Below are 26102 nucleotides of genomic sequence, written 5' to 3'. Positions count from 1 at the left end.
AAATCTATTTCGAGTTTAGCAATACATATTTCATGGCTTTTGCTTTTAATAAGCATTCTTCATATTCTTTTTCAGGAATTGATTTTGCTGTAATTGCACCACCAACAGAATAAGAAATGTATTTTTTTTCTTCATTATATAAAATACTTCTGATAACAACATTAAAGTCGAAATTACCTTCTGGTGTAATATAACCAACAGTGCCAGAATACAAGCCACGTTTGGTTTCTTCTAAGTTTTCTATAATTTTCATTGCAGAAACTTTTGGAGCTCCTGTCATACTTCCCATTGGAAAAGTACTTTGTAAAATATCTATTGGATGTGTATATTCTTCAACTTCAGATACAACTGTAGATATTAGTTGATGCACTTGTTTAAATGAATATACTTTGCACAATTCTTCTACTTTTACAGTTCCTATTTTAGCAGTTTTTGATAAATCATTTCTAACTAAATCAACAATCATAACATTTTCTGAACGCTCTTTTTCATCTCTCATTAAATCTGATGCAATTTTATCATCGTCAATTTTACTTCGTAAACGTTTTGCGGTACCTTTTATAGGTTGAGAAACTATTTTTGCGCCTTCTTTTTTAATATATCTTTCTGGTGAAGCAGATAATACATATTGATGTTCCATTTTAAAAAAAACTGCAAATGGAGGCTCAGAAATTTCATTTAAGTGATTGTAAACTTCTAAAGGATTTATAGTAGCATTTTCTGCATAAAATTCTTGGCAAAAATTGGCTTCGTAAATGTCACCTCTTTTAATATGATCTAAAACTTTGTTTACTTTATAGTGGTATTCATCTTTATGAATTCTGAGTTTTATTTTGATATCAGAATTAGATTTTTGCGTTTTTAGATTTTTGTTTTTAGAAATTTCTTCGAAGTCATTTTCTATTTCATCATCTACCATTTTTAAATAACAAAATTCAATTTCATTACCATTGATAAAGATCAATTTTTGTGGTTGAAAAAAATATAAATCAGCAAAGTCTAAATTATCATAATTGTTAGAAGAAAGTTGTTCTACATTATTTTTAACATCGTAAGAAATATACCCAAAAATATAGTCTTTAGTTATGGTTTGATATTCTTTTAACTTGTCAAAAGCATTATAATAATCAGTTTTAATTGATGTAAATTCTTCAATAGCTAAAGCACAATTAAAACTAGAATATTTTTGTTTATAGTTATTAGAATCTAGCCAAAGAGCAGTATCAAATTGTTGAGACCAAGACAAAAGCTGTGTTTTAAATTCTTGAATATCATCAACAGAAAAAGTACGATTTGTTCTTTGCATATGGTGTAAAAATACTCGAAAGTTTTGAGAACAAAAAAACCTCACAAATAGTGAGGTTTTTTTATATTATGTATAAATTTTATGCATTTAAAGGTTTTCCGTCCCAAGCAGCTTTTGCAGCTTCTTTAACGGCCTCAGAGTATGTTGGATGACCATGGCAAATTCTGGCTAAATCTTCTGCAGAAGCTCTATATTCCATAGCAACAGCAGCTTCCATGATTAAATCTGCTACACGCGCACCAACCATATGAACTCCTAAAATTTCATCTGTATTTTTATCTGCTAATACTTTTACAAATCCGTCAATATCTCCACTTGCTCTAGATCTTCCTAAAGCACGCATAGAAAACTTACCAGCCTTATAATCTACATTTGCATCTTTTAATTCTTGCTCAGTTTTACCAACTGCGGCAACTTCAGGCCAAGTATAAATAATACCAGGAATTAAATTATAATCTATATGTGGTTTTTCGCCAGCTAAATATTCTGCAACAACAACACCTTCTTCTTCAGCTTTGTGTGCTAACATTGCTCCTTTAACAACATCACCAATTGCGTAGATATTAGAAATATTAGTTTGTAAATGATCATTAACATCAATTTGTCCTCTTTCTGTAACTTTTACACCTGCATTTTCTAAACCTAATCCGGCTGTGTATGCATGACGACCAACTGCAACTAAACAATAATCACCAGTAAAAGTAACTTCTTCTCCTTTTTTATTGTTTGCTTTTACAATTATTTCATCACCATTTCTTTCTACAGAAGTAACTCCATGACTAACAGCAAATTTAATCCCTTGTTTCTTTAAAACTTTTTGTAGTTCTTTAGAAACATCGGCATCCATAGTTGGTGTAATTTTTGCTGCATATTCAATAACAGTAACATTTGCACCTAAACGTTTATATACAGAACCTAATTCTAAACCAATAACACCACCACCAATTACTAATAAATGTTTTGGTACTTCTTTTAATTTTAAAGCTTCAGTAGAAGTAATTACACGTTCTTTATCAAGAGTGATAAAAGGTAATGTAGATGGTTTTGAGCCAGTTGCAATAATTATGTTTGTTCCTTCAATTACTTCAGAAGTACCATCATTTTTTGCAATATTTATATGAGTTGCATCAACAAAAGAACCTAATCCTTCAAAAACATCAATTTTGTTTTTGTCCATTAAATACTTAATTCCACCAGTGGTAGTTTCTACAACTTTGGCTTTTCTATCAACCATTTTACCAAAATCGAAAGTAGGTTTTTCAACTGAAATTCCATGCTCTTCAAAATGATGTACAGCATCATAATAATGATGAGAAGAGTCTAATAATGCCTTAGACGGAATACATCCCACATTTAAACAAGTACCACCTAAAGTAGAATATTTTTCAATAATTGCTACTTTTTTTCCTAATTGAGAGGCTCTAACTGCAGCTATATATCCTCCAGGTCCAGAACCAATAACAATAATATCGTATGTCATTACTTTGTAATTTTAGATACAAAAGTACATATATTTTTAGATAAGAGTAAGAGAATTGGTTAATTTTACTATATTTAAAATCTAAAATTTATATCATGAAGATTCTTAAAAAAACATTACTTTTTATACTTATTTTATTACTGATTTCGCAATTTTTTGGACCAGATAAGAATGAAGGAAGTATAACTTCTATAGATGCTTTTATTGCTGAAACAAATCCGCCAACAGAAGTCCGTAAAATTTTAACAGAAAGTTGTTTCGATTGTCATAGTAATGTTACCAAATATCCTTGGTATAATAATATTACACCTATAAATTATTGGTTAGACAGTCATGTAAAAGACGGAAAAAAACACTTAAACTTTTCTAAATGGAATGAGTATTCATTAAAAAGAAAAGAACATAAAATGGATGAATTGTATGAGGAAGTAGAAAAAGGAGAAATGCCTTTAAACTCTTATACTTGGACTCATAGTGAAGCTAATTTAACGCAAGAACAAATTGATGCTATTGTTACTTGGGGAAAAAAAGTGCAAGCAGATTATAAGCAACAAATGAATGCTAAATAGTTGGTAGAAAATACTGTTTTAATTATTGGTACTGTTTGGGTTGAGCCAAATTCATCTGCTGCAGGCTCTAGAATGTTGCAGTTAATTGAGCTTTATTTAAAACAAAATTGGAAAGTTACTTTTGCATCTTCTGCAACAAAAAATCAAAAGGCACTTGATTTATCAACAATAGGTGTTCATGAAGTTTTTATTGAATTAAATAATATTTCTTTTGATGATTTTGTAAAAAAATTAAACCCAAAAATTGTTGTTTTTGATCGTTTTATGATTGAAGAGCAATTTGGTTGGAGAGTTGCAGAAAATTGCCCTAAAGCTTTACGAATTTTAGATACTGAAGATTTACATTTTTTACGAAAAGTAAGATATCAACAATTAAAAAAAGGAGAAGAGTTTACAAACAATGCTTTATTAAAATCTGATGAAACAAAACGTGAAATAGCATCTATTTTAAGATGTGATTTGAGTTTGATTATTTCTACTTTTGAAATGAATTTGCTAAAATCTGTTTTTAAGATTGATGGAAAAATCTTGTATTATTTGCCTTTTTTATTATATAAAATTGATAAAAATCAAACTAAAAATTGGAAACCTTTTTCTGAAAGAAACCACTTCGTGTTTATTGGTAATTTTTTTCATAAACCAAATGTTGATGCTGTTATCACTCTAAAAAAAGAAATTTGGAGTAATATCAGAAAATTAATTCCTAATTCAGAACTTCATGTTTATGGAGCCTATGTAACACAACAAATTAAAGAACTACATAATAAAAAAGATGGTTTTATTATAAAAGGTTTTGCAGGAAATGCGGAAGAAGTTGTTAAAAACGCTAGAGTAGTTTTAGCGCCTTTACGATTTGGTGCAGGAATAAAAGGTAAATTGACTGAAGCTATGACTTGCGGAACACCAAGTGTAACTACCGAAATTGGAGCAGAAGGGATGCACCATAATTTACTTTGGAATGGTTTTGTAGAAAATGATTTTAATGAATTTTCTAAAAAAGCAGTTCAATTATATTCTGATGAAAAATTATGGGAATCATCTCAAAAAAAAGGAATTGAAATTATCAACCAAATTTATGATAAAGAGAATTTAAGTCCGGTTTTTATAAATGGAATTAAAGAACTTCAACTAAATTTAGAGGAACATAGGACTCAAAATTTTTTAGGTAATTTATTACAACATCAAACATTACAAGCTACAAAATATATGAGCAAATGGATTGAAGAGAAAAATAAATAAACAGTTTGCAATAGCAGTTTTCAGTAAAGTATTTACTGAAAACTGCTGTTGTTTACTATAATAATCCTGCTCTTTTTAATAAAGCATCAGGTTTTGGTTCTTGCCCTCTAAAACGTTTGTATAATTCCATAGGTTTTTCTGTTCCGCCTTTAGACAATACATTTTCTTTAAATTTAGTAGCTACTTCTTTATTAAAAATTCCTTTTTCTAAGAAATATTCAAAAGCATCTGCATCTAAAACTTCTGCCCATTTATATGAATAATATCCAGCAGAATATCCTCCTTGAAAAATATGAGAAAAAGCAGTACTCATACAATTTTCTGCAACATCAGGATATAATTTTGTATCGGAAAAAGCAACATTTTCAAATTCTTTTACAGATTTTATTTTTGATGAGTCTTGCGAATGCCAACTCATGTCTAATAAACCAAAACTTAGTTGACGTAAAGTTTGCATACCTTCATGAAAACTAGCAGATTCTTTTATCTTTTCAATATATTTCATTGGAATAATTTCACCAGTTTCATAATGCTTTGCAAACAACTCTAAAGCTTCTTTTTCATAACACCAGTTTTCAAAAACCTGACTTGGTAACTCCACAAAATCCCAAGAAACAGAAGTGCCTGATAAACTATTATAAGTGGTGTTTGCTAACATACCGTGTAACGCATGTCCAAACTCATGAAACAACGTTGTAACTTCATTAAAAGTTAATAACGAAGGTTTTGTTTCGGTTGGTTTTGTAAAATTACAAACGATAGAAACGTGTGGTCTTTCGTTAATTCCGTTTTTAATTTGTTGTGATTTGTAGCTAGTCATCCAAGCACCATTGCGTTTTCCTTTTCTAGGATGAAAATCTGCATAAAAAACAGAAATAAAGTTGCCTTGATTATCAGTAACATTGTATGTTTTTACATCTTCATGGTATTTTTCTATATTAGAAACTTCTTCAAAATTTAAATCGAACAAACGATTTGCAATTTCGAAAACACCATCAATAACATTTTCTAATTTAAAATATGGTTTTAAAATTTCTTGATCTAAATCGAATAATTCTTTCTTTAGTTTCTCAGAATAATAAGAGCCATCCCATTTTTGAAGTTGATCTATATTGTCTAATTTTTTAGCGTAATTTTCTAAATTTTCAAATTCTTTTTTTGCAGCTGGTTTTGCTTTTTGTAATAAATTATTAGAAAACTCAATTACATTTTCTGGCGTTTCTGCCATTCTTTCTTCCAAAACAAAATGAGCATGTGTTTTATAACCTAATAAATTTGCTCTTTGTTGACGTAAGTTTACAATCTCTAAAACAATTTTCTCATTATTAAATTCATTATTTTGAAATGCTTTTTTACCAGCAGCAATTGCCATTTTTTTTCTTAATTCTCTATTATCTGCATACGTTAAAAACGGAATGTAGCTTGGGTAATCTAAAGTAAAAATATAACCATCTTTTTCTTTTGATTTTGCAACTTCTTTTGCCGCTTCTTTTACACTTTCTGGTAATCCAGAAAGATCTTCTTCATTCGTTAAATGCATTTCAAAAGCATTGGTTTCAGCTAAAACATTTTCTCCAAATTTTAATGAAAGTTTAGAAAGTTGAGCGTCAATTTCTCTAAGTTTTAATTTATCATCTTCATTTAAATTAGCGCCATTTCTAGCAAAACCTTTATATTGTTTTTCTAACAACATGTTTTGCTCTTTAGTTAAATCTAGATTTTCTTTATCATCAAAAACCGATTTTACTCTTTTAAATAAAGCCTTATTTAACCTAATATCATTTGAAAACTCACTTAACAAAGGAGAAACTTCTTGCGCTATTTTTTGAATCTCATCATTAGTTTCTGCTGAGTTTAAATTGAAGAAAATACTGGTGATTCTATTTAGTTTTTCTCCGGTAAAATCTAAAGCAACCGTTGTGTTTTTAAAAGTTGGAGATTCAGAATTATTTGTGATTTCATCAATTTCTGCTTTGGCAATTTCAATACCTTTTTTGATAGCAGGTTTGTAATTCTCATTAGAAATTTTAGAAAAAGGAGCTGTATTAAAATCTTGTAAAAGTGGATTCATCAAAATGTATATTTGTTTAATTGTTGAAAAGTGTAATTGTAAAAAATGTTATTTTCTTACACGTTCAGAAGCTTTTTCAACCTTTAATTTCAATCCTTCTTTGTAAGCAATAATTTTGTCTAAAACGCATTTATCAGAAGCGCCAATAATTTGGGCAGCTAAAATACCTGCGTTTTTTGCACCATCTAAAGCTACAGTTGCAACAGGAACACCACCAGGCATTTGTAAAATAGACAATACAGAATCCCAACCATCAATAGAATTTCTACTTTTTACAGGTACACCAATTATTGGTAAAGGACTCATACTTGCTACCATTCCTGGTAAATGAGCTGCACCTCCAGCGCCTGCAATTATTACTTTTATTCCTCTTAGATGTGCATTTTTAGAATAGTTTACTAATTTTTCTGGAGTTCTATGAGCAGACACAATATCTACTTCAATTTGAATATCAAAACTTTCTAAAATATCTATTGCTTCTTGCATTATTGGAAGATCAGAATCACTTCCCATTATTATTCCTACCATAATTACTTACTAATTACTCTAATTGTTTCTTTTACTTTTTGTGCAATCTTTCTTGCAGTGTCAATATCTTTATTTACAATGGTTACATGCCCCATTTTTCTAAACGGACGTGTTTCTTTTTTACCATAAATATGAGGTGTTACTCCATCAATTTTTAAAATATTATTTATATTTTGATAAACTACATCGCCAGAAAAACCTTCTTCACCTACTAAGTTTACCATAATTCCGGCAACTTTACTTTCCGTATTTCCTAAAGGAAGGTTTAAAATAGATCGTAAATGTTGTTCAAACTGGTTGATATAACTTGCTTCAATAGAGTAATGACCAGAATTATGCGGTCTTGGAGCAACTTCATTTACCAAAATTTCATTGGTTTCTGTTTGAAACATTTCAACCGCTAATAAACCAACAAAATCTAGTTTTTCAACTACTTTTAAAGCAACTTTTTGGGCTTTTTTGGCAACACTTTCACCAATTCTTGCGGGGCAAATTACATATTCTACTTGGTTGGCTTCTGGATGAAACTCCATTTCAACAACAGGATATGTTTTTGTTTCTCCATCAGTATTTCTGGCAACAATTACGGCTAATTCATTTTTAAAAGGAATTAATTGTTCCGTAATACATTCAACATTTGGTAGTGTGTCTAAATCAGAAAAATTTCTAACAATTTTAACTCCATTACCGTCATACCCAAAACGTGCAGCTTTCCAAACAAATGGAAAATTAATAATTTCACTTTCTAAACAAAGAACTAACTCTTCTAAATAGGCAAAATGAGAAAAAGGAGCAGTTGGTATTTTATGATCAAAATAAAAGTTTTTTTGACTTGCTTTACTTTGTATTACTCTTAAATTCTTTGGTTTTGGATAGATTGTTAATCCTTCAGATTCTAGTTTATCTAAAGCATCAATATTTACATTTTCTATTTCAATAGTTAATACATCTACAGTTTTACCAAAGTTATAAACTGCATCAAAATCTAGTAAATCTCCAATTTCAAAATGGTTGCAAATTTCTGCACATGGTGCATTTTTATTGGAATCTAAAATAGATGTATGGATATCAAATTTTTGAGTTTCTGTTAGAAGCATTCTACCTAGTTGACCACCACCTAAAATACCTAATTTAAAATCAGAAGAGAAATAATTTTTCACGTTTAATATTGTTGTGTTTCGACAAAAATAATCAACTCTAGCTTAAGAAACTATTAAAAATTGCTGATTCGAATTGTAGTTCCAGTTTTTGTAACTCTATACTCAATTGCCGGGCATATAAAACCATCGGTTTGAGGGGCTCCCCCAAAATCTACACTATAGGTGCTTTGATCACAAGAACATTTTAATAATCTGTTTTCAAAGGTCATTGGAGTAGTACAAGCATCATTAGGGCAAAGTTTATCAAAGGCTACAAAATCAGTTCCGTTTTTATTAAATAATAAAATACCTTTATTACCACCAGAAATGTTAGCAGAACCTCCAGGGGTTTGTGCGTTTATCAATTCAGGATTGTTTAAATCTGTAGCAATATTTATTGGTAAAGTTTGAATACAATTTTGTAGTGCGCTATTATCTGAGCAGCTCAAAAGAGAAATTAACATAAAAAAAAAGGTTATTTTCTTAAATATCATATAAAACAGTTTTTTTTAAAACGATGACAAGTTACAATTATTTTGTACATTTGTATAACAATCTCATTCCTATTAAGGTAATGGGATTTTTGATTTAAAACCATCGTTACGTTTTTTAAAATACTAGATATTTTTCTTTAAATAATAAATTGAAATGTTTGTTAAAGAAAGTAATAAATAAAATAAAATAAAAATGAGTGAAATTTCTTATTATTCTGCAGAAGGATTAAAAAAGTTGAAGGATGAATTGCATCAATTAGAGCAAGTTGAGCGTCCAAGGGTAACACAAGAAATTGCTGATGCAAGAGATAAAGGTGATTTGAGTGAGAATGCTGAATATCATGCAGCAAAAGAAGAGCAATCTCATTTAGAGTTTAAAATTGCAAAATTAAAAAACGTAGTTGCTAATGCTCGTATTTTAGATGAAAGTCAATTAGATACTTCTAAAGTATTAATTCATTCTAATGTAAAAATTAAGAATACAGTTAATGGCATGGAATTCTCTTATAGGTTGGTTGCAGATTCTGAAACTGATGTTAGAAATGGAAAATTGTCTGTAAACTCACCAATTGGTAAAGGTTTATTAGGTAAAAAAGTTGGAGAAATCGCAGAAATTCAAGTTCCTAGTGGGATTATGAAATTTGAAATCGTTGAAATTTCTAGGTAAAAGAATAGAAAAATTATTACCATAAAGTGTGAAAAAATAGTGTCTTTTTTACACCAAAATGATAGTTAAAACTGAAAAATGAGCATATTTACCAAAATAATTACAGGAGAAATACCAAGTTATAAAGTTGCCGAAGATGATAATTTTATTGCTTTTTTAGACATTAATCCAAATGCAAAGGGGCATACTTTAGTGGTTCCTAAAAAAGAAGAGGATAAGATTTTTGATTTATCAAAAGAGGAGTATAAAAATTTAATGGATTTTTCTTTCAGAATTGCAAAAGCAATTGAAAAAACTGTGCCTTGTAAAAGAGTAGGGATGAGTGTTATTGGTTTAGAAGTGCCTCATGTACATGTTCATTTAATTCCTTTAAATGAAATGGCGGATATTCAGTTTACTAAAAAAGTAAAATTAACAAATGATGAATTTGTTAGTTTAGCAAAGAGTATTTCTAATAATTTTATTTAATCTATTTTATTAGTTTTAATAGCTTTTAATGCCAATTTACAACACAATTCTGCGGCTTTATTTAGGTTAGCAAAACGAGAATCTGTTGTCCATCCTTTATCATATCTATAATAAATTTGTTGTGCTATTACTGCAATTTTGAATAATCCAAACACATAATAGAAAACTAAATTATCTAAATTTCTGCCTGATTTTTCTGCATACATTTGAGCAATTTTACTTCTAATAGGATTGCCTTCAAAAACAGTTGGTGAAGGGATTCCTTGCTTTACAAAATCATGATCTGAGGCAACTGTCCAATAACCCAAAGCAGTTCCTAAATCCATTAGAGGATCTCCTAAAGTTGCCATTTCCCAATCTAAAACGGCTGAAACTTCTTGCCAAGAATCATCTTTAAAAACAACATTGTCATATTTAAAATCATTGTGAATTAAACAATGATCGTATTTTTTTGGTTGATGTTCTTTCATCCAATTTATCACCATTTCTGCTTCATGATATTCATCAGTTTTGGCTTTTAAATATTGTTTTCCCCAGTTAGAAACCTGCCTTTCTACATAGCCTTCAGGTTTACCTAAATTACCCAAACCAACGGCATTATAATCTACTTTATGTAATTCGACTAAAGTGTCTAACCATGAGTTTGCAATTGTTTTATATGATGATGGTTTAATGTTTCTTTGTTTTGCTTCTTTAAAGTTTAAAATAACACCTTCCTTTTTTTTCATGATGTAAAAATCACTTCCTAAAATAGTTTCATCATTACAAAAAGCATACATTTTTGGAGCTTTGGAAAACACTTTATGAACACTATTTTGTACTTTGAATTCACGACTCATGTCATGACCTCTTTTGATAGCGCCTTTTGGTGGTTTTCTTAAAACATATTCTTTATTTTCTATTTGTAGTAAATAAGTTAAGTTAGAATACCCGTTTGTAAATTGTTGTACAAACAACTCACTTTCAACTGAATTAATTAAATTGATTTCTTTTAAATATTTTTTTAAAGGAATATCAGGTAATTCCTCACCTTTTCTTACTTTTTGATTGCTCATTTCTAACTTCCATATTTTTTAATACAACTTTTTCCTAGTTGATACATGTGTACTTCATCTGGACCATCTGCCAAACGCAACATCCTTGCAATGGCAAAATAATGTGGTAAATAAGTATCTGGACCAACACCTTTTCCGCCTAAAATTTGCATAGCTCTATCAATTACTTTTAAAGCCATATTTGGAGCTACAATTTTTATCATTGCAATAATATCTTTTGCTTCTTTATTCCCTTTGTTATCCATTTTTGCAGCAGCAGAAAGAGTTAGTAAACGTGCTTGTTCAATTTCGCAAGCGGATTTTGCTATATCGTGTCTGATGCTACTATATTCATAAAATTTTTTTCCAAAAGTTTCCCTTTCTAAAGTTCTCTTGGACATTGTTTCTAATGCATATTGTGCAATTCCTACTAAACGCATGCAGTGATGAATTCTACCAGGTCCTAAACGCCCTTGTGCTATTTCAAAACCTCGTCCTTCTCCTAAAATTAAGTTTTCTTTCGGAACTCTAACATTGTTTAATTCAATTTCTGCGTGTCCTTCAGGAGAATCATAAAAACCTAAAATAGAAAGTGGTCTTATAATTTTTAATCCAGGAGTATCCATAGGAACCAAAACCATACTTTGTTGTTGATGTCTATGTGCATTTGGGTCAGTTTTACCCATAATAATAGCTATTTTACAATGTGGATCCATTGCACCAGAAGACCACCATTTTCTTCCATTAATTAAATATTCATTACCATCTAAAACAATTGAAGTTTCTATATTAGTAGCATCTGAAGAAGCTACTTGTGGTTCTGTCATTAAAAATGCTGAACGAATTTCTCCATTCATTAAAGGAGCTAACCATTGTTTTTTTTGTGCTTCATTTCCATATTTTGCTAATACTTCCATGTTTCCTGTATCTGGTGCAGAACAATTAAAAATTTCTGAAATCCATATTTTTCGCCCCATTATTTCAGCTAAAGGAGCGTATTCTAAATTGGTTAAACCTGGACTTAAATCTCCATAATCTTTTGGTAAAAAAAGATTCCATAAGCCAGCATCTTTTGCTTTTTGTTTTAGCGTTTCTATCTTTGGAAAACGCTTCCACATATTATTTTTATCTGCTTGAAAAGCTATATACTCTTCTTCTACAGGAACAATGTGTTCTTGGATAAAAGCGGTTAGTTTTTGTTGTATTTCTAGTGATTTACTTGTGTGTTCGAAGTTCATAGTTTAATTTTATTTGCACTATTATCACCATATAGAAGCTTAGAGTACATAAAATCGTGAAACTATTTTTCTATCTAGTGTTTAAAAAATTATCCAGCAATCATATAACCTCCATCAGCAGTATAAACACCACCTGTCATATAATTACCCGCATCAGAAGCTAATAAACAAGCTAAACCTACCATTTCTTCTGGCATTCCCATTCTTTGGCTTGGTAATGTTTTTTTAATTTTGCCGAGTATTTTTTCATTTTGCCAAAGTGCAGCACTGAATTTTGTTTTTATTAAGCCAGGACAAATTGCATTTGCTTTAACACCATGTTGACCCCATTCTTTTGCTTGATTTTTTGTAAGCATTAAAATTGCAGCTTTACTTGTGCTGTAAATACCTAACCCAAAACCTGGCGTTAAAGATTCTACTGAGGCAATATTAATAATACTTCCGTTTTTATTTGCTTTAAAATGTGGTAATACTAAGTTTGATAAACTCCAAGGAGCTTTTACATTCACATCCATAATTTTATCAAAAATTGCTGGATCTACATCTTCAATGGGTCCAAAAACTGGATTTATAGCTGCATTATTTACTAGAATATCAATTCTGCCAAAAGCTTCTAATGCTTTAGAAACTAAGTTTTTTCGTTGATCTTCTTTTCCTATATGGCAAGCAATTCCTGTAGCTTTTAATCCTTCAGCTATAAACTCTTTTACAACTTCATCACAGGCTTCTTGACTTCTACTAGAGATAATAACTTGTGCACCATTTTGGGCTAAACCTTTTGCAATTGCTTTTCCAATTCCTTTACTTGAACCTGTAATAATAGCAACTTTACCTTCTAAATTAAATTGTTGTTTTATATTCATTATATAATATATTCTTTGTCTTTTTTGATCGTTAAAACCTCATCACTCATTAAAGATTCGGCTAATGAATTTGTTTTTGGAACTTCATATTTAAAGTAGAATTTCATGGTATGAATTTTACTTTCATAAAAGGTTTTTGAATATTTTTTATCAGCATTGTTTAATTGATTTTTAGAATCTACAGCCATTTCTAACCATAACCATCCTAAAACAACAATACTCATATATTCCATAAATAAATTAGCATCTGCTAAATAGCGTTCATAATTTCCTTTCATAGCAAAAGGCATTAAATGCTCTAATACTTTTTGAGAGTTTTTTAATTTATCACCCAAAATAGTAGCATAGTCTTTTAATTCATCATCTTTAGAAGCAATTATTATTGTTTGCATAATTTCTGCAGCTAATAATTTTAGTGCTTTACCATTTTGCATTGGTACTTTTCTACCTAATAAATCTTGTGATTGAATTCCTGTTGTACCTTCGTATAAAGCAGAAATTCTGATATCTCTATAATATTGCTGTAAAGAAAAATCGGTACAAAACCCATAGCCACCTAAAATTTGTAACCCATTATCAACAGATTCTGCACCTGCTTCTGAAGGATAAGTTTTTACGATAGGAATAATCATTTCTAATAATAAATGATATTTTTCTTTTTCTTCTTTAGAAGTTGCGGTAGTAAGAATATCATGATATTTTGATGCTAACATTACCAAACTTAAAGAACCTTCTACTATTGATTTTTGTAATAGTAACATTCTTCTAACATCTGGATGTTCTATAATTAAACTCTGTTTTTCAGTAGGGTTTTTCTTTCCGTTTGCAGATAGTTTTCGTCCTTGAGGTCTTTCATTTGCATATTGTAATGAGGTTCTATAAGCTGCCATTGCAATGGCAGCAGCACCTCTACCAACAGCTATTCTTGCACCATTCATCATTAAAAACATTTGTGCTAAACCTTTATGTTCTTCACCTATAAGCCAACCTCTACAATCGTCATTATCTCCAAAACCTAAATGTGTTGTACAATATCCTTTTTGACCCATTTTTTGAAAATCGGCAACTGTCATTACATCATTATACTCTAAAGATCCATCTTCTTTTAATCTGTTTTTAGGAACTACAAAAAGAGAAATTCCTTTTGTGCCTTTTGGAGCACCTTCAATTCTTGCTAAAACTAAATGAATTATGTTTTCTGAAAACTGATTATCACCTCCGGATATAAATATTTTTTGTCCAGTAATTTTATAAAAACCATCATTTGTTAGAGTTGCTTTTGTAACAATATCAGATAAAGAACTACCTGCTTGTGGTTCTGTTAAACACATGGTGCCTCCCCAAACGCCAGAAAGCATTTTTGGAACATAAATATCTTTTAATTCTTGTTTACCAAATTCAACAATTAATTCTGCAGCACCAAGTGTTAAACTTGGATAACCAGGTAAATGATTGTTGGCTGCATCCATAATATATAATGCTGCCTGAAAAGCAGATATTGGAATTTGTAAACCTCCATCATCATAATCAAAACATGCTGAAATAATACCCATTTCTCCAGATTGCAGCATTACTTTGTGCACTTGCTCATGAACAATAACAGTTCCGTCTTTATGGTAAGCTGGAGTTTCATCCATTTCTTTAAAATAAGGATGCAATTCTCTATCAGAAAATTCTTTTACAGAGTCTATAAACATGTCTAACGACTCCAAATCATGTTCCTGAAATCTTTCTCTTGATAATAAATCTTCTAATTTATGAACATCATAAAGTATATATTTAAGTGTTTCTATATCTACATATTTTTTTGACATAATATTGAAGTTTTATAATTGATATTTGATGTGAATTATTAAAAATAAACATCTTTAATGTTTTCAAATATAATGAAAAATATTATGCATGCATAGTAATTTAATAAAATCAGATATATTTAACACTATAAAATTGACTGATTCTCAATTATAAGGCTAGCGTTTTATGATTTTTATAAAAAAGGAAATTAACGTTTAAAGCTGATTTTTTATTTTTTGAAGCTCAGCTTTTACAGTTTCTAATCTGGTAATAATTTCGTGATTATTAAAAATTCCTTCAGGATTTTTTTTCAATTTTTGTTTTGCGCCATCTAATGTAAAACCTCTTTCTTTTACTAAATTAAAAATGAGCTTAAAGTTAGAAATATCTTCTTGCGTAAAAAGACGATTTCCTTTGGCATTTTTTTTTGGTTTGATAATATCAAACTCTTTTTCCCAAAAACGAATTAAAGAAGTATTTACAGAGAATGCTTTTGCAACTTCTCCTATTTTATAATATCTTTTTTTGGGTAAGTCTATGTACATAAATAGTATAAATTAATCAAAAGATTGACTCTCTTCTGATGCTTTTTGTAAGGCCGCAAATTCTTCTAAAGATAAGTTACCATAATAAAAATTAAGAGGATTTAATGCTACACCATTTTTATGAACTTCATAATGTAAATGTGGTGAAACAGATAAACCTGTATTACCAACAAAACCAATTAAATCTCCTCTTTTTACAACATCTCCTTTTTGTACTTTTATTTTACTCATATGAGCATAAATAGTTTTATAGCCATAACCATGTTCTATATAAACCACTTTACCAAAAGTAGTACTTCTTTCTGCTCTATCTACTTTTCCATTTCCAGAAGCATAAATTGGAGTTCCTGTTGCGGCAGTAAAGTCCATTCCTTTATGAAATTTATTAATTTTTAAAATAGGATGCATTCTCATTTTGTAACCAGAAGCTACATAATAATCATCTTTTTTAATTGGAACAATTGCCGGAATAGAGGCTAGCATTACCTCTTTTTCTTTAGCCAATGCAACAATTTCATCTAAAGATTTAGACTGTACAACCATTTGTTTAGATAAAATATCTACTTCTTTAGTTATTTTTTTTATAAGCTGAGAATTATCAAAACCTTCTAAATTTTTATATCTATTTACACCACCAAAACCAGCTTTACGCTGCTCTAATGTAATAGGATTTGCTTCAAAATAACTTCTATAAATATTATTGTCTCTTTCTTGTAGTTGATTTAAGATTGATGAACTTTCCTCTAACCTTTTATTTAATAATTCGTAATGAAACTTTAAGTTTTCTATTTCTCTTTTTTGTGCACGTTCAGTTGGCGACATTATAAATTGGCTCAACCCAATAAAGCCAACAATAGCAATTATAGCTACACCAAAAAAACCAACAATTATTTTTCTATAATAATCACTCTTAACTACAGTAATTTTTCTGTAAGAAAGTGTATCTGCATCATAATAATATTTTACTTTTGCCATATTGCTAAATATATTATTTTTGTTCTTTTAAATCGATTTTAAAGTAAAATCGTTTTTATAAGAACTTACAAATTTACAAAATGTTTTACAACTACTTTTTAAGTTAGTTTTTTTACATATAAATTAACAAAAACCAACCCCGAATTTTCGGGAGAAACTTCATTTCATTTATGAAATCTCAAGACATCAGAGCCACTTTTTTAAATTTTTTCAAAGAAAAATCTCATTTAATTGTTCCTTCTGCGCCAATGGTAACAAAGAACGATCCAACTTTGATGTTTGTTAACTCGGGAATGGCTCCATTTAAAGAATATTTTCTTGGAAACGGAACACCTAAAAGTAACAGAATTTCTGATTCGCAAAAATGTTTACGAGTTTCTGGTAAACATAATGATTTAGAAGAAGTAGGGTATGACACTTATCATCATACTTTATTTGAAATGTTAGGAAACTGGTCTTTTGGTGATTATTTTAAGAAAGAAGCTATAGCTTGGGCTTGGGAATTATTGACAGAAGTTTATAAAATTGATAAAGATATTTTATATGTAACTGTTTTTGAAGGGTCTGATGATGCTGATAATCTTTCTATGGATACTGAAGCTTATGATATATGGAAACAATTTATAGCTGAAGATCGAATTTTAAAAGGTAATAAAAAAGATAATTTCTGGGAAATGGGAGAGCAAGGACCTTGTGGCCCATGTTCAGAAATCCATGTTGATATCCGCTCAAAAGAAGAAAAAGAAAAGGTTGACGGTAGAACTTTAGTAAACGAAGATCATCCTCAAGTGGTAGAAATATGGAATCTAGTTTTTATGCAATACAATAGAAAAGCAGATGCTTCTCTTGAAAACTTGCCAAACAAACATATTGATACCGGAATGGGGTTTGAGCGTTTATGTATGGTTTTACAAAATGTTCAATCTAATTATGATACAGATGTTTTTACGCCAATTATAAGAGAAATCGAAACCATTACAAACACTAAATACGGTTCAAATGAAAAACAAGATATTGCTACAAGAGTAATTTCTGATCATGTTAGAGCCGTTGCTTTTTCAATTGCAGATGGGCAACTACCAAGTAATACTGGTGCAGGTTATGTAATACGTAGAATTCTTAGAAGAGCAGTTAGGTATGGTTTTACTTTTTTAGATAAAAAAGAACCATTTTTATATAGATTAGTTGATGTATTGAGTAAAAAAATGGGAGATGCTTTTCCTGAATTAAAAGCTCAAAAACAATTAATTGAAAATGTAATTAAAGAAGAAGAAACTTCTTTTTTAAGAACTTTAGATCAGGGTTTAATTTTACTAGATAATATTATCTCTTCTGCAAAAACAAAAGAAATTTCTGGCGATAAAGCTTTTGAGTTATACGATACATTTGGTTTTCCTATAGATTTAACAGCTTTAATTCTTTCAGAAAAAGGGTTAACTTTAGATGAAAAAGGTTTTCAAGAAGAACTTCAAAAGCAAAAAAATAGATCTAGAGCAGCAAGTGAAATGTCTACTGAAGATTGGACAGTTTTAGCTGATGATGCTGTTGAAGAATTTATTGGATATGACGCTTTAGAATCTAATGTTAAATTAACTAAATACAGAAAAGTAACCTCTAAAAAAGATGGTGAAATGTATCAATTAGTATTTAATTTAACACCTTTTTATCCAGAAGGAGGAGGACAAGTTGGTGATAAAGGATATTTAGAGGATGTATATGGAGATGTTGTTTATATTTTAGATACTAAGAAAGAAAACAATGTTATTATTCATTTTTCAAAAAATTTACCAAAACACTTAAATGGAAGTTTTAAGGCAGTTGTTGATCAAAAACAACGTTTTAGAACAGAATGTAATCATACAGCTACCCATTTATTGCATCAGGCTTTAAGAGAGGTTTTAGGAACACATGTTGAGCAAAAAGGTTCTGCAGTGCATTCTAAATATTTACGTTTCGATTTTTCTCATTTTTCTAAATTAACTGTAGATGAATTACGTGATGTAGAAAATTTTGTAAACGCACGTATATCTGGAAAGTTACCTTTGATAGAAAAAAGAAATATTCCAATGCAAGAAGCTTTAGATGAAGGAGCAATGGCTTTGTTTGGAGAAAAATATGGTGATACAGTTAGAGCAATTAAATTTGGAAACTCTGTTGAACTTTGTGGTGGAACTCACGTTAAAAATACTGGCGATATTTGGCATTTTAAAATAAAATCTGAAAGTGCAGTTGCTGCAGGAATAAGAAGAATTGAAGCAATTACAAATGATGCTGTTAAAGATTTTTATTTTGATAGTAATAAAACTTTATTTGAAGTAAAAGACTTATTAAATAATACAAAAAACCCTGTAAAAGCAGTACAGACTTTACAAGAAGAAAATACATCACTTAAAAAACAAATTGAGCAATTACTAAAAGAAAAAGCACAAAATTTATCTGGTGAAATAAAAAACCAGTTACAAGAAATTAATGGTGTTCAATTTTTAGCAGCAAAAGTAAATTTAGATGCAAACGGAATTAAAAACTTAGCTTTTTCAATTGGTAAAGAATATCAAAATTTATTTTTACTATTTGCAACAGCTCCAGCTAAAGATAAAGCAATGTTAACTTGCTATATATCAAAAGAATTAGCAAACGAGCGTGGTTATGATGCTGGTAAAGTAGTTAGAGAATTAGGAAAATTAATTCACGGAGGTGGTGGTGGTCAAAATTTCTTTGCAACTGCTGGTGGTAAAAACCCTGGAGGAATTCCTAAAGCATTAGAAAAAGTGAAAGAATATTTAGTTTAATATTTTTTTTATCAGGTTATGGAATTTAGTTTATAAGTTCTTTTTATTTTAAAAGTAGCGTTTTTATGAAACTACAAACCAAAATTCCAATAAAAAAACAGCTTATAAATCAGATAGATTATAATTCTAATATTCTATTATTAGGTTCTTGTTTTTCAGAAAATATTAGTGATAAATTAAGCTATTTTAAGTTTCAATCTTCACAAAATCCGTTTGGCATTTTATTTCATCCAAAGGCAATTGAAAATTTATTAGATGCTGCTATACAAGACAAAATTTATAAAGATGAAGATTTAGTTTTTCAAAATGAACGTTGGCATTGTTTTGAGGCACATTCTAGGTTAAGTAGTTTAGATAAAAATGCTCTTTTAGAGAACTTAAATTTAGCCATTTTACAAACTAAAAAAAAGGTAAAAGAAGCCACGCACATTACTATTACATTGGGTACAGCTTGGGTTTATAAGTTTATTGAAACTGGTAAAATAGTTGCTAATTGTCATAAAATACCGCAAAATAAATTTTTAAAAACGCTATTGAATGTTGATGAGATAACACAAAGTTTAAAAAATACTTTATCGCTGATAAAATCAGTAAACAAAGAAGCTAAAGTTATTTTTACAGTTTCTCCAGTTAGACATCTCAAAGATGGATTTGTAGAAAATACCCTTAGTAAATCTCATTTAATAACCGCTATTCATCAAGTATTGCAAGAAAATGATGTGTTTTATTTTCCTTCTTATGAAATTATGATGGATGAATTGCGTGATTATCGTTTTTATACTGAAGATATGATTCATCCCAATAATACAGCTGTTAATTATATTTGGGATAAATTTTTAAATGAATGGATTTCTGAAAATTCGTTTTCTACAATGAAAAAAATTGATATTATTCAAAAAGGTTTGGCACATAAACCTTTTAATGAGCATTCTGAGCAATATCAAAAATTTCTATCAAATTTAGAAAAGAAAAAAGCAACTATTGTCTCACAATTTAAGCACATCACTTTTTAATAAACATAAAAAGATATTCTCCTTCTTTAAAATCTCCAACCAACGTTTAAACCAACTCTAGGAACTAAAATTGGCGAATCTGATCCAAATAAATTACGTCCAATTCCACCATATAAGTCAATTACTAAACCACCTTTAGCAATATATTTAGTACCTACAGCAATTCCTAGAGCTCCATCAGTATATTTTATGTCATATATACCAGAGTCTTTTATAGATTCTTTTTTTCCAGAATTTATACCTAAAAACCCTTCACCAAAAATGTTCCATTGGCTGTGTGTTGTAAAGTAATGACGATAATAAGGAGTAATCATTGTGTTTTCATTGTATCTAAAATCAACAGTTTGTTTTGCTAAATTAAATAAAGCAGAAACTCCAAAAGAAGAATCCTCTGATAAATAGTGCTCATAAGAAAACTCTAGGCCTCTAATTATTAGCGCATCAGCAATATCAATTTTTATTTCTTGCTGTGCAAAACTAAATGAACTAATAAATATTGTAAAAAGTAAAATTAATTTTTTCATGTGTTTAATTTTTTTAAATAACGTTTTTATACTGTACTAAAGTATGTTTTTAAAACCTGTAGCCTAATGAAATTCCAAATCTACCAACGATATCATTAATTTCAACAGAGTTGTCAGCATTAATAAGGTTTCTACCAACACCTAAATATACTTCTGTAGTAAAGCCTTTTTTTGTTACAAATTTTCCACCAACAGAAATACCTAAAGCAAACCCTGTTTCTTTATCAAAACTTTCTGTACCATCATCATAATTATAAATATTTTCTTCGTAAGTGTTTAACATTCCAAAACCTTCTACAAAAAAGCCTCTTGCATAATTTCTCTCAGAAAAAAACCATCTATAATAAGGTGTTAGAGAGAATTTTTTAGGAAAGCCAATATCATCATTTTGGATATCAGTAAAATTATAAAATAAAGCAATTCCATATGAAGATTCTGAGTTTATTAGCCTTTCATAAGAAAGGTCTAAAGATGAAAATGCAATTAAATTGAAAGCATTAATTTTTAATTCGTGCTTTTTATCTATGTCTTGCAGTTTCGTGTTTTCTTTATCTTGAGCAATAGAAATTGAACAAATAAATAATAAAATAAGTAGTGTAATTTTTTTCATAATAATTGTTTGTTTTAAGAATTCAAATGTATCAAAAAGAATGCCAATAATTATTAAAAATTAGCTTTTAATTGAACGCTTCCTGTATGAATAGTTGTTGAGTTTTTACTTTTTCTACCTAAATAATTAAGATTTAAATTTAAAGTGGAGTTCAGTTTTTGATTAAAAATTAAACTCCAAGTATAATTTTCACCGGCTTGTAAGCCCTCTAACATTTGATATGCAACGGGTGTATTTGTAACTCCAATAAAATCATTTAAAAATACACTTACATTTGCTGATATTTGATTCTTTTTTTTGGTAATATAAAAATATTCACCACCAAATTTATGTTGTTGTAATTCTTCAAAGGCTTCTAATTTATTTAGTTTCTTTTTAAAGTGATAGGAGAAAGAAAAACGGTTATTCTCATTATATAAAAAACTAATTTTTGGTAAAATTTCTTTTGTATTTATATTGTAATTTCTATCACTAAAATTTTCTGTTTCTAAACTGTTTTTAGATGCTTTTCCCATAAAATTAAGCAACCAAAAATTAGCAAATTTATGTGTATAATCTATTTGATTTAATTTAATGTTATTTTCTTGGCTACCAATAAAATATTGTTGTTTTATATTTGAGTTAGCGTAAGTGTAAGTAATGCTATTGTTTTGCAAATCTTTTCGGAAGTACAAATTATTTCTTAGGTTAAAATTTAAACCAACTAAGGTATTTTCATTAAAATCAAATGGGTTTAATTGAAACGAATTTGCACTTCTTTCTTGTTCATTTTCAACAGATAAATAACTTTGATTATAAAAATGAGAAATTATTTTTTTAATACCAGTTTTTGTAGTCCAAATACCCGGATTTATAGTAATTGTTTGTTTCCATTTTGCTCGTTGAGTAGCTATATATTGTAAGTTAGGTTTGGGTAAACGCAAGTAATTTGCTTGGTCTTGAAACTGCGCAATTTCAAACTCATTAAAATCTTTTACATCATCATTATTATAATCTATCCAAGTATAAAAACCCAAGCCCGGTTCAGTTAGTACATAAATGTAATCTTGTTGCGCAATGTTACCTGAAGAAGTTTCATAAACAGTACTAATATTTAAAAAATTGTTGAATAATTTCTGATTAAAAATAATTCTTGAATTTAGTGCTTTTTCATCATCAGAAAAGTTGTTTTTTGTAATTCTATAATTTGCAAATGCACTTAAATTAGTGTTCTTGTTTTGAATTATTTTACTGTTGATGTAAAATGTTTTTCTATTATTAATTTCAGTAAATACATTCGATTTTATACTATCGTTTTTTCTGTAATTAAAACCGATTTTTGCAAATACTTTGCTTGAATCTCCGATTCCTACATAAGTTTCATATTCTTTAAAACGATGACTTGTATTGATATAATTTTGAGTATTAACATTTTTTCTAGAATTGTTTTCAAAATTAACAAATGCTCCAATCCAGTTTTTAGGAAAACTTTTTTCTGCTTTTGCTTTTGCCCTAAAAAATAAATTATCTTCTTCTGTAGAAGTGTTTTCTAATAAACTGCTATTTATAGAAAGAGTAGTTTTTTTGAAATTTAATTTAGATTGTAATTGATGTTTGTTACCTTTAAAATTGTTCTTATAGGTTAAATTATTAAAGCTGTATTTTACATAACCATTTTTTTTGTTTTCTAAAATAAAATCTGATTGCAAATAACTTTTTGTAGCATTGTTGGTTATAATATTCCAATCTCTATTAAACTCTATTGGTTCCCAACCTTGTTCGGTATTAAAGTTTTTTTCTACAAACTCATAATTAATATTACTTGTTAATTGCCATTTTTTATCAATTAAAATTTGCTGCCAACCAATTTTGGTAGCAATGGCTGTATTTTGATTATCATCAATAGTAGAAAATAGATTTGCATCATTATTACTTAATGCAATTTCAGAATTAAATTGTGTTTTTTTTGAAAGATTATAATCGGATTTTAAAACAAATGTTTGATATTTATTTGGCGGAATTAGATTAATAATTGGTTTATAACTTCCTAAGTTTTCGCCAGCATAAACAAAGATGTTTCCTATGGCAATAGTTCTATCTAATATATAATCGCCATTATTTGCACCAACATTTGAAAAAGTAACCGTGTATAATTCATCTACTTCATTTGTAGAGTATTCAAAAATTTCTGTGTTGCCTACAATTACTTTTTTGTATAAAATTTTGTTTTCATTAAAAGTGTCTAAAAACGCACTTTCAGCAACCATTAAATCGCTATTATTACCAGCATTTGCTAAAATTTGTTTTTGATCTACTGTTAAATCTTGTTGCAGAGGTTGATTTTTGGCATCATTTTCAGAATAAAAATATCCTGATAGGCTAAATTTTTCATTTTTGTAAGAAGCCTTTTCATAGGTGATAAAGCGTGTATAATTTCTATCGGAATATTGAAAATCAATCCAAATTCTCATATCATTTGTAATTGGAAACGTTGTATTAAAGCTAATTTCTCCTAAATTATAATCAATACTATAATCCTCATTTTCTCCTCGTTTTATTTGAATACCATTTATATAAACTTGTTCGCTGTTTTCAATAATTATAATTGCAGATTCATTATTAGCGCCATAAATTTTATAAGGCCCTTGGTTACCTTCGATGCTAGTAATATTAAACCTATTAAATTTACCTCTAACAACCGCTCCAGAAGCTTCTATTTGTAAGTTTTTATTTATAGATGCTTTTACCTGTAAACCTGCAATTTGTTTGTTAAAAGGTAAAAAATAACTTTCTTTATTTTGTAAAGAAATATCACCAGCTTTAACATTCCAATTATCTGTAAACATCTCAATAAAAATTCGATCAAAATCTGTAATATTTTGAGAATACCCATTTTGTTGAATGGGAATATTGGTGTCAAAAATATGTGCTTTTAAGGTAACTTCTTTTGATAGTTTTCCAAAAATTTCTAAATCTAAGGCTGAGTTTGTAACTGCATTTTGATTGTTACCAGAGGTAATTCCTCTAGTAATAAAACCTTTGGTTTGCAAACCTTCAAAAAGTTTGATTTCAGATGCCTTTTTATTGGTAGTTAAACTATATAATTGACCATTATTATTGCTGTTTTCTAAAATCAATTTTTCGTCAAATGGTGTGTATATTTTGGTAATAAAATCAGGGAATCTAAAGTACTCAACTATAATTTCTGGATATGTTTTTGAGTTGATTATTATTATCGCTTTATTAAAATCGACTTTATAATTGTCTGAAGAAATTTCAGTTTTTAATGTATTTAAGATTTTAAATTTTTGAGGATTTATGGGTACAGAATCTAATTGGATTGTGTCTTTTTTTATTTGAATTTTCTTGGTGATTAAATTCTTTGTAAGCGTTTGCGATTGGATAGAAAATCCAATTAAAAACAAACCAAAAAAAAGAATTTTATGAAGCATAAACACAAATCATATCTTACTAACGTAAAAATATGTTATTTAATCTTTGTAGTTTCTTTAAAATAAAGATTGTTGTTTTACAGGGTTTTCATGTGCCAATAACCATTTTTTACGCCAAATACCACCTGCGTAACCTGTTAAAGAACCATCAGAACCAATAACTCTATGACAGGGAATAATAATCCAAATAGGGTTTTTGCCATTGGCAGTTGCAACTGCTCTTATTGCTTTTGCATTGCCTAAAGCTTTGCTTTGTTCTAAATACGTTCTGGTTTTATTAAAAGGAATATTAAGTAATTCCTGCCAAACTTTTTTCTGAAATATTGTTCCCTGTGGATTTAATTTTAAATCAAAATTAGTTCTTTCTCCAGCAAAATATTGGTCTAATTGAACAACACAAGCTTGTAAACATTCAGGAATTTCTGAAGATGTTTTAATGTCTTCATCTAAAACAGAAACAGATTGAATTCCGTTTTCGTTTCCTGCAATTTTTGCAGTTCCTATAGGTGTTTTATAGTAAGTTGTTTTTATTTCTTGCATTATATACCAAAAACGTCTTTAGAGTTTTGAGTTGTAATTTTTAATATTTCATCGAAAGAAACATCATAAATATCTACTAATTTATCAATAACATTTGTAATATAAGAACTTTCGTTTCTTTTGCCTCTATATGGGGTAGGAGCTAAATAAGGTGCATCTGTTTCTAAAACAATATGTTTTAAATCGATTTCATTTAGAAATTTATCAATCTTTCCGTTTTTAAAAGTAACAACACCACCAATACCTAACTTCATATTATAAGAAATAGCTTTTTTTGCTTGTTCTAGAGTTCCTGTAAAACAGTGAAAAACCCCTCTTAAACCCTCACTTTTTTCAGTTTCTAAAACTTCAAAAATTTCATCAAAAGCATCTCTACAGTGAATAACAATTGGTAGTTTTTTTTCTTTTGCCCATTTAATTTGAGTTATAAAAGCTTCTTGTTGTTGAAGTAAAAAAGTTTTATCCCAGTATAAATCGATACCAATTTCTCCAATAGCAAAAAAATCTTTTTTATCAATCCAACTTTTTACATGTTGTAGTTCTTCAAGATAATTTTCTTTTACAGAAGTTGGATGCAAACCCATCATTAAAAACACATCATTTGGGTATTCTTTTTCCAACAAAAACATGCTTTCTGTATACGAAGAATCTATGGCAGGAATAAAAAAACGAGAAACTCCGTTGTCTTTTGCGCGTTGCATCATTTCTTTTCTGTCTTCATCAAATTGTTCAGAATATAAGTGTGTATGTGTGTCTGTAATCATTTTTTTAGATCAATTTTCATC

23 protein-coding genes are annotated in these 26102 nt (G+C 28.9%); 6 read left to right on the top strand and 17 right to left on the bottom strand.

Annotated features, from left to right (window positions below; genetic code table 11):
• Positions 1 to 4: 4 nt before the first annotated feature.
• Together Q0733_RS10170 and lpdA are read right to left on the bottom strand one after the other, a co-directional pair.
• The gene (locus tag Q0733_RS10170) at positions 5 to 1306 is read right to left on the bottom strand and encodes an anthranilate synthase component I family protein (RefSeq protein WP_298782103.1); all 1302 of its coding nucleotides are present in this window, start codon (positions 1304 to 1306) and stop codon (positions 5 to 7) included.
• Positions 1307 to 1385: 79 nt separating this feature from the next.
• Positions 1386 to 2786, bottom strand: coding sequence for a dihydrolipoyl dehydrogenase (lpdA, locus tag Q0733_RS10165; protein ID WP_298782102.1), 1401 nt, complete (start codon positions 2784 to 2786; stop codon positions 1386 to 1388).
• 95 nt (positions 2787 to 2881) lie between these two features.
• Here lpdA and Q0733_RS10160 point away from each other — a divergent pair, with 95 nt between their 5' ends.
• Positions 2882 to 3355, top strand: coding sequence for a heme-binding domain-containing protein (locus Q0733_RS10160; RefSeq protein WP_298782101.1), 474 nt, complete (start codon positions 2882 to 2884; stop codon positions 3353 to 3355).
• Positions 3356 to 4594 (top strand): glycosyltransferase, encoded by a 1239-nt coding sequence (locus Q0733_RS10155; RefSeq protein WP_298782100.1) that lies wholly within the window; start codon positions 3356 to 3358, stop codon positions 4592 to 4594.
• 55 nt (positions 4595 to 4649) lie between these two features.
• On the opposite strand, the gene Q0733_RS10150 is transcribed toward Q0733_RS10155, so the two are convergent.
• The 4 genes from Q0733_RS10150 to Q0733_RS10135 are packed head-to-tail and all read right to left on the bottom strand — an operon-like array spanning position 4650 to position 8796.
• Positions 4650 to 6665: a M3 family metallopeptidase gene (locus Q0733_RS10150; RefSeq protein ID WP_298782099.1), complete on the bottom strand. Its 2016-nt coding sequence runs from the start codon at positions 6663 to 6665 to the stop codon at positions 4650 to 4652.
• A gap of 48 nt (positions 6666 to 6713) precedes the next feature.
• Positions 6714 to 7193, bottom strand: a complete 480-nt coding sequence (purE, locus tag Q0733_RS10145) for a 5-(carboxyamino)imidazole ribonucleotide mutase (RefSeq protein ID WP_298782098.1) — start codon at positions 7191 to 7193, stop codon at positions 6714 to 6716.
• Between the two features lie 2 nt (positions 7194 to 7195).
• On the bottom strand, positions 7196 to 8353 hold the full coding sequence (locus Q0733_RS10140) for a 5-(carboxyamino)imidazole ribonucleotide synthase (protein WP_298782097.1): 1158 nt from the start codon (positions 8351 to 8353) through the stop codon (positions 7196 to 7198).
• 53 nt (positions 8354 to 8406) lie between these two features.
• Positions 8407 to 8796 (bottom strand): phosphoribosylaminoimidazole carboxylase, encoded by a 390-nt coding sequence (locus tag Q0733_RS10135; protein ID WP_298782096.1) that lies wholly within the window; start codon positions 8794 to 8796, stop codon positions 8407 to 8409.
• 223 nt (positions 8797 to 9019) lie between these two features.
• Between Q0733_RS10135 and greA the strand changes: the two genes are divergently transcribed.
• Entirely contained in the window at positions 9020 to 9493 is a 474-nt protein-coding gene (gene greA, locus Q0733_RS10130) for a transcription elongation factor GreA (protein ID WP_298782093.1), read from the top strand.
• A 78-nt stretch (positions 9494 to 9571) separates the two neighbouring features.
• The gene (locus tag Q0733_RS10125) at positions 9572 to 9961 is read left to right on the top strand and encodes an HIT family protein (RefSeq protein WP_298782091.1); all 390 of its coding nucleotides are present in this window, start codon (positions 9572 to 9574) and stop codon (positions 9959 to 9961) included.
• On the opposite strand, the gene Q0733_RS10120 is transcribed toward Q0733_RS10125, so the two are convergent.
• The 6 genes from Q0733_RS10120 to Q0733_RS10095 all read right to left on the bottom strand — a co-directional run bounded on the left by Q0733_RS10120 (position 9958) and on the right by Q0733_RS10095 (position 16410).
• Positions 9958 to 11016 carry a phosphotransferase family protein gene (locus Q0733_RS10120; protein ID WP_298782089.1) on the bottom strand — a complete coding sequence of 353 codons (1059 nt, stop codon included), beginning with the start codon at positions 11014 to 11016 and terminating at the stop codon, positions 9958 to 9960. The genes Q0733_RS10125 and Q0733_RS10120 overlap by 4 nt on opposite strands.
• Before the next feature lie 2 nt (positions 11017 to 11018).
• The gene (locus tag Q0733_RS10115; protein ID WP_298782087.1) at positions 11019 to 12233 is read right to left on the bottom strand and encodes an acyl-CoA dehydrogenase family protein; all 1215 of its coding nucleotides are present in this window, start codon (positions 12231 to 12233) and stop codon (positions 11019 to 11021) included.
• An 89-nt stretch (positions 12234 to 12322) separates the two neighbouring features.
• Positions 12323 to 13096: an SDR family NAD(P)-dependent oxidoreductase gene (locus Q0733_RS10110; RefSeq protein WP_298782085.1), complete on the bottom strand. Its 774-nt coding sequence runs from the start codon at positions 13094 to 13096 to the stop codon at positions 12323 to 12325.
• A complete protein-coding gene (locus Q0733_RS10105; RefSeq protein WP_298782083.1) occupies positions 13096 to 14910 on the bottom strand; it encodes an acyl-CoA dehydrogenase in 1815 nt (604 codons plus the stop codon). The genes Q0733_RS10110 and Q0733_RS10105 overlap by 1 nt, the downstream gene beginning before the upstream one ends.
• Positions 14911 to 15105: 195 nt before the next feature.
• A complete protein-coding gene (locus tag Q0733_RS10100; RefSeq protein WP_298782081.1) occupies positions 15106 to 15435 on the bottom strand; it encodes a MerR family transcriptional regulator in 330 nt (109 codons plus the stop codon).
• A gap of 12 nt (positions 15436 to 15447) precedes the next feature.
• Entirely contained in the window at positions 15448 to 16410 is a 963-nt protein-coding gene (locus Q0733_RS10095; RefSeq protein ID WP_298782079.1) for a M23 family metallopeptidase, read from the bottom strand.
• A gap of 170 nt (positions 16411 to 16580) precedes the next feature.
• On the opposite strand from Q0733_RS10095, the gene alaS reads away from it, so the two are divergent.
• Together alaS and Q0733_RS10085 are read left to right on the top strand one after the other, a co-directional pair.
• Positions 16581 to 19199 carry an alanine--tRNA ligase gene (gene alaS / locus Q0733_RS10090; RefSeq protein WP_298782077.1) on the top strand — a complete coding sequence of 873 codons (2619 nt, stop codon included), beginning with the start codon at positions 16581 to 16583 and terminating at the stop codon, positions 19197 to 19199.
• A 65-nt stretch (positions 19200 to 19264) separates the two neighbouring features.
• Complete coding sequence (locus tag Q0733_RS10085; protein WP_298782075.1) at positions 19265 to 20212, top strand: GSCFA domain-containing protein; 948 nt, start codon at positions 19265 to 19267, stop codon at positions 20210 to 20212.
• Positions 20213 to 20238: 26 nt separating this feature from the next.
• Here the strand turns inward: Q0733_RS10085 and Q0733_RS10080 are convergent, their stop codons facing one another.
• From Q0733_RS10080 to Q0733_RS10060, 5 genes are read right to left on the bottom strand one after another with little or no spacing between them, the layout of a single operon-like run.
• Positions 20239 to 20736 carry a hypothetical protein gene (locus Q0733_RS10080; protein ID WP_298782073.1) on the bottom strand — a complete coding sequence of 166 codons (498 nt, stop codon included), beginning with the start codon at positions 20734 to 20736 and terminating at the stop codon, positions 20239 to 20241.
• A gap of 49 nt (positions 20737 to 20785) precedes the next feature.
• Positions 20786 to 21346: a DUF3575 domain-containing protein gene (locus tag Q0733_RS10075; protein ID WP_298782072.1), complete on the bottom strand. Its 561-nt coding sequence runs from the start codon at positions 21344 to 21346 to the stop codon at positions 20786 to 20788.
• A 53-nt stretch (positions 21347 to 21399) separates the two neighbouring features.
• Positions 21400 to 24777 (bottom strand): hypothetical protein, encoded by a 3378-nt coding sequence (locus Q0733_RS10070; RefSeq protein WP_298782070.1) that lies wholly within the window; start codon positions 24775 to 24777, stop codon positions 21400 to 21402.
• A gap of 57 nt (positions 24778 to 24834) precedes the next feature.
• On the bottom strand, positions 24835 to 25317 hold the full coding sequence (locus tag Q0733_RS10065) for a methylated-DNA--[protein]-cysteine S-methyltransferase (protein WP_298782068.1): 483 nt from the start codon (positions 25315 to 25317) through the stop codon (positions 24835 to 24837).
• Positions 25317 to 26081, bottom strand: a complete 765-nt coding sequence (locus tag Q0733_RS10060) for a TatD family hydrolase (protein ID WP_298782066.1) — start codon at positions 26079 to 26081, stop codon at positions 25317 to 25319. Before Q0733_RS10060 ends, Q0733_RS10065 begins: the two co-directional genes overlap by 1 nt.
• Positions 26082 to 26102 lie beyond the last annotated feature (21 nt).

Source organism: uncultured Polaribacter sp., from assembly GCF_947500975.1.
Classification (GTDB): Bacteria; Bacteroidota; Bacteroidia; order Flavobacteriales; family Flavobacteriaceae; genus Polaribacter.
Note: the sequence above shows the minus strand (reverse complement) of the source record. Positions and strands in the feature narration are given on the sequence as shown.

Bases quoted from the DNA above. Each gene is read 5' to 3' on its own strand.
- Q0733_RS10115 (WP_298782087.1), bottom strand. From the start codon at position 12,233: ATGAACTTCGAACACACAAGTAAATCACTAGAAATACAACAAAAACTA.
- Q0733_RS10120 (WP_298782089.1), bottom strand. From the start codon at position 11,016: ATGAGCAATCAAAAAGTAAGAAAAGGTGAGGAATTACCTGATATTCCT.
- alaS (WP_298782077.1), top strand. From the start codon at position 16,581: ATGAAATCTCAAGACATCAGAGCCACTTTTTTAAATTTTTTCAAAGAA.
- Q0733_RS10105 (WP_298782083.1), bottom strand. From the start codon at position 14,910: ATGTCAAAAAAATATGTAGATATAGAAACACTTAAATATATACTTTAT.
- Q0733_RS10070 (WP_298782070.1), bottom strand. From the start codon at position 24,777: ATGCTTCATAAAATTCTTTTTTTTGGTTTGTTTTTAATTGGATTTTCT.
- greA (WP_298782093.1), top strand. From the start codon at position 9,020: ATGAGTGAAATTTCTTATTATTCTGCAGAAGGATTAAAAAAGTTGAAG.
- Q0733_RS10125 (WP_298782091.1), top strand. From the start codon at position 9,572: ATGAGCATATTTACCAAAATAATTACAGGAGAAATACCAAGTTATAAA.
- Q0733_RS10150 (WP_298782099.1), bottom strand. From the start codon at position 6,665: ATGAATCCACTTTTACAAGATTTTAATACAGCTCCTTTTTCTAAAATT.
- Q0733_RS10100 (WP_298782081.1), bottom strand. From the start codon at position 15,435: ATGTACATAGACTTACCCAAAAAAAGATATTATAAAATAGGAGAAGTT.
- lpdA (WP_298782102.1), bottom strand. From the start codon at position 2,786: ATGACATACGATATTATTGTTATTGGTTCTGGACCTGGAGGATATATA.
- Q0733_RS10095 (WP_298782079.1), bottom strand. From the start codon at position 16,410: ATGGCAAAAGTAAAATATTATTATGATGCAGATACACTTTCTTACAGA.
- Q0733_RS10160 (WP_298782101.1), top strand. From the start codon at position 2,882: ATGAAGATTCTTAAAAAAACATTACTTTTTATACTTATTTTATTACTG.
- purE (WP_298782098.1), bottom strand. From the start codon at position 7,193: ATGGTAGGAATAATAATGGGAAGTGATTCTGATCTTCCAATAATGCAA.
- Q0733_RS10135 (WP_298782096.1), bottom strand. From the start codon at position 8,796: ATGTTAATTTCTCTTTTGAGCTGCTCAGATAATAGCGCACTACAAAAT.
- Q0733_RS10110 (WP_298782085.1), bottom strand. From the start codon at position 13,096: ATGAATATAAAACAACAATTTAATTTAGAAGGTAAAGTTGCTATTATT.
- Q0733_RS10065 (WP_298782068.1), bottom strand. From the start codon at position 25,317: ATGCAAGAAATAAAAACAACTTACTATAAAACACCTATAGGAACTGCA.
- Q0733_RS10085 (WP_298782075.1), top strand. From the start codon at position 19,265: ATGAAACTACAAACCAAAATTCCAATAAAAAAACAGCTTATAAATCAG.
- Q0733_RS10060 (WP_298782066.1), bottom strand. From the start codon at position 26,081: ATGATTACAGACACACATACACACTTATATTCTGAACAATTTGATGAA.
- Q0733_RS10080 (WP_298782073.1), bottom strand. From the start codon at position 20,736: ATGAAAAAATTAATTTTACTTTTTACAATATTTATTAGTTCATTTAGT.
- Q0733_RS10075 (WP_298782072.1), bottom strand. From the start codon at position 21,346: ATGAAAAAAATTACACTACTTATTTTATTATTTATTTGTTCAATTTCT.
- Q0733_RS10170 (WP_298782103.1), bottom strand. From the start codon at position 1,306: ATGCAAAGAACAAATCGTACTTTTTCTGTTGATGATATTCAAGAATTT.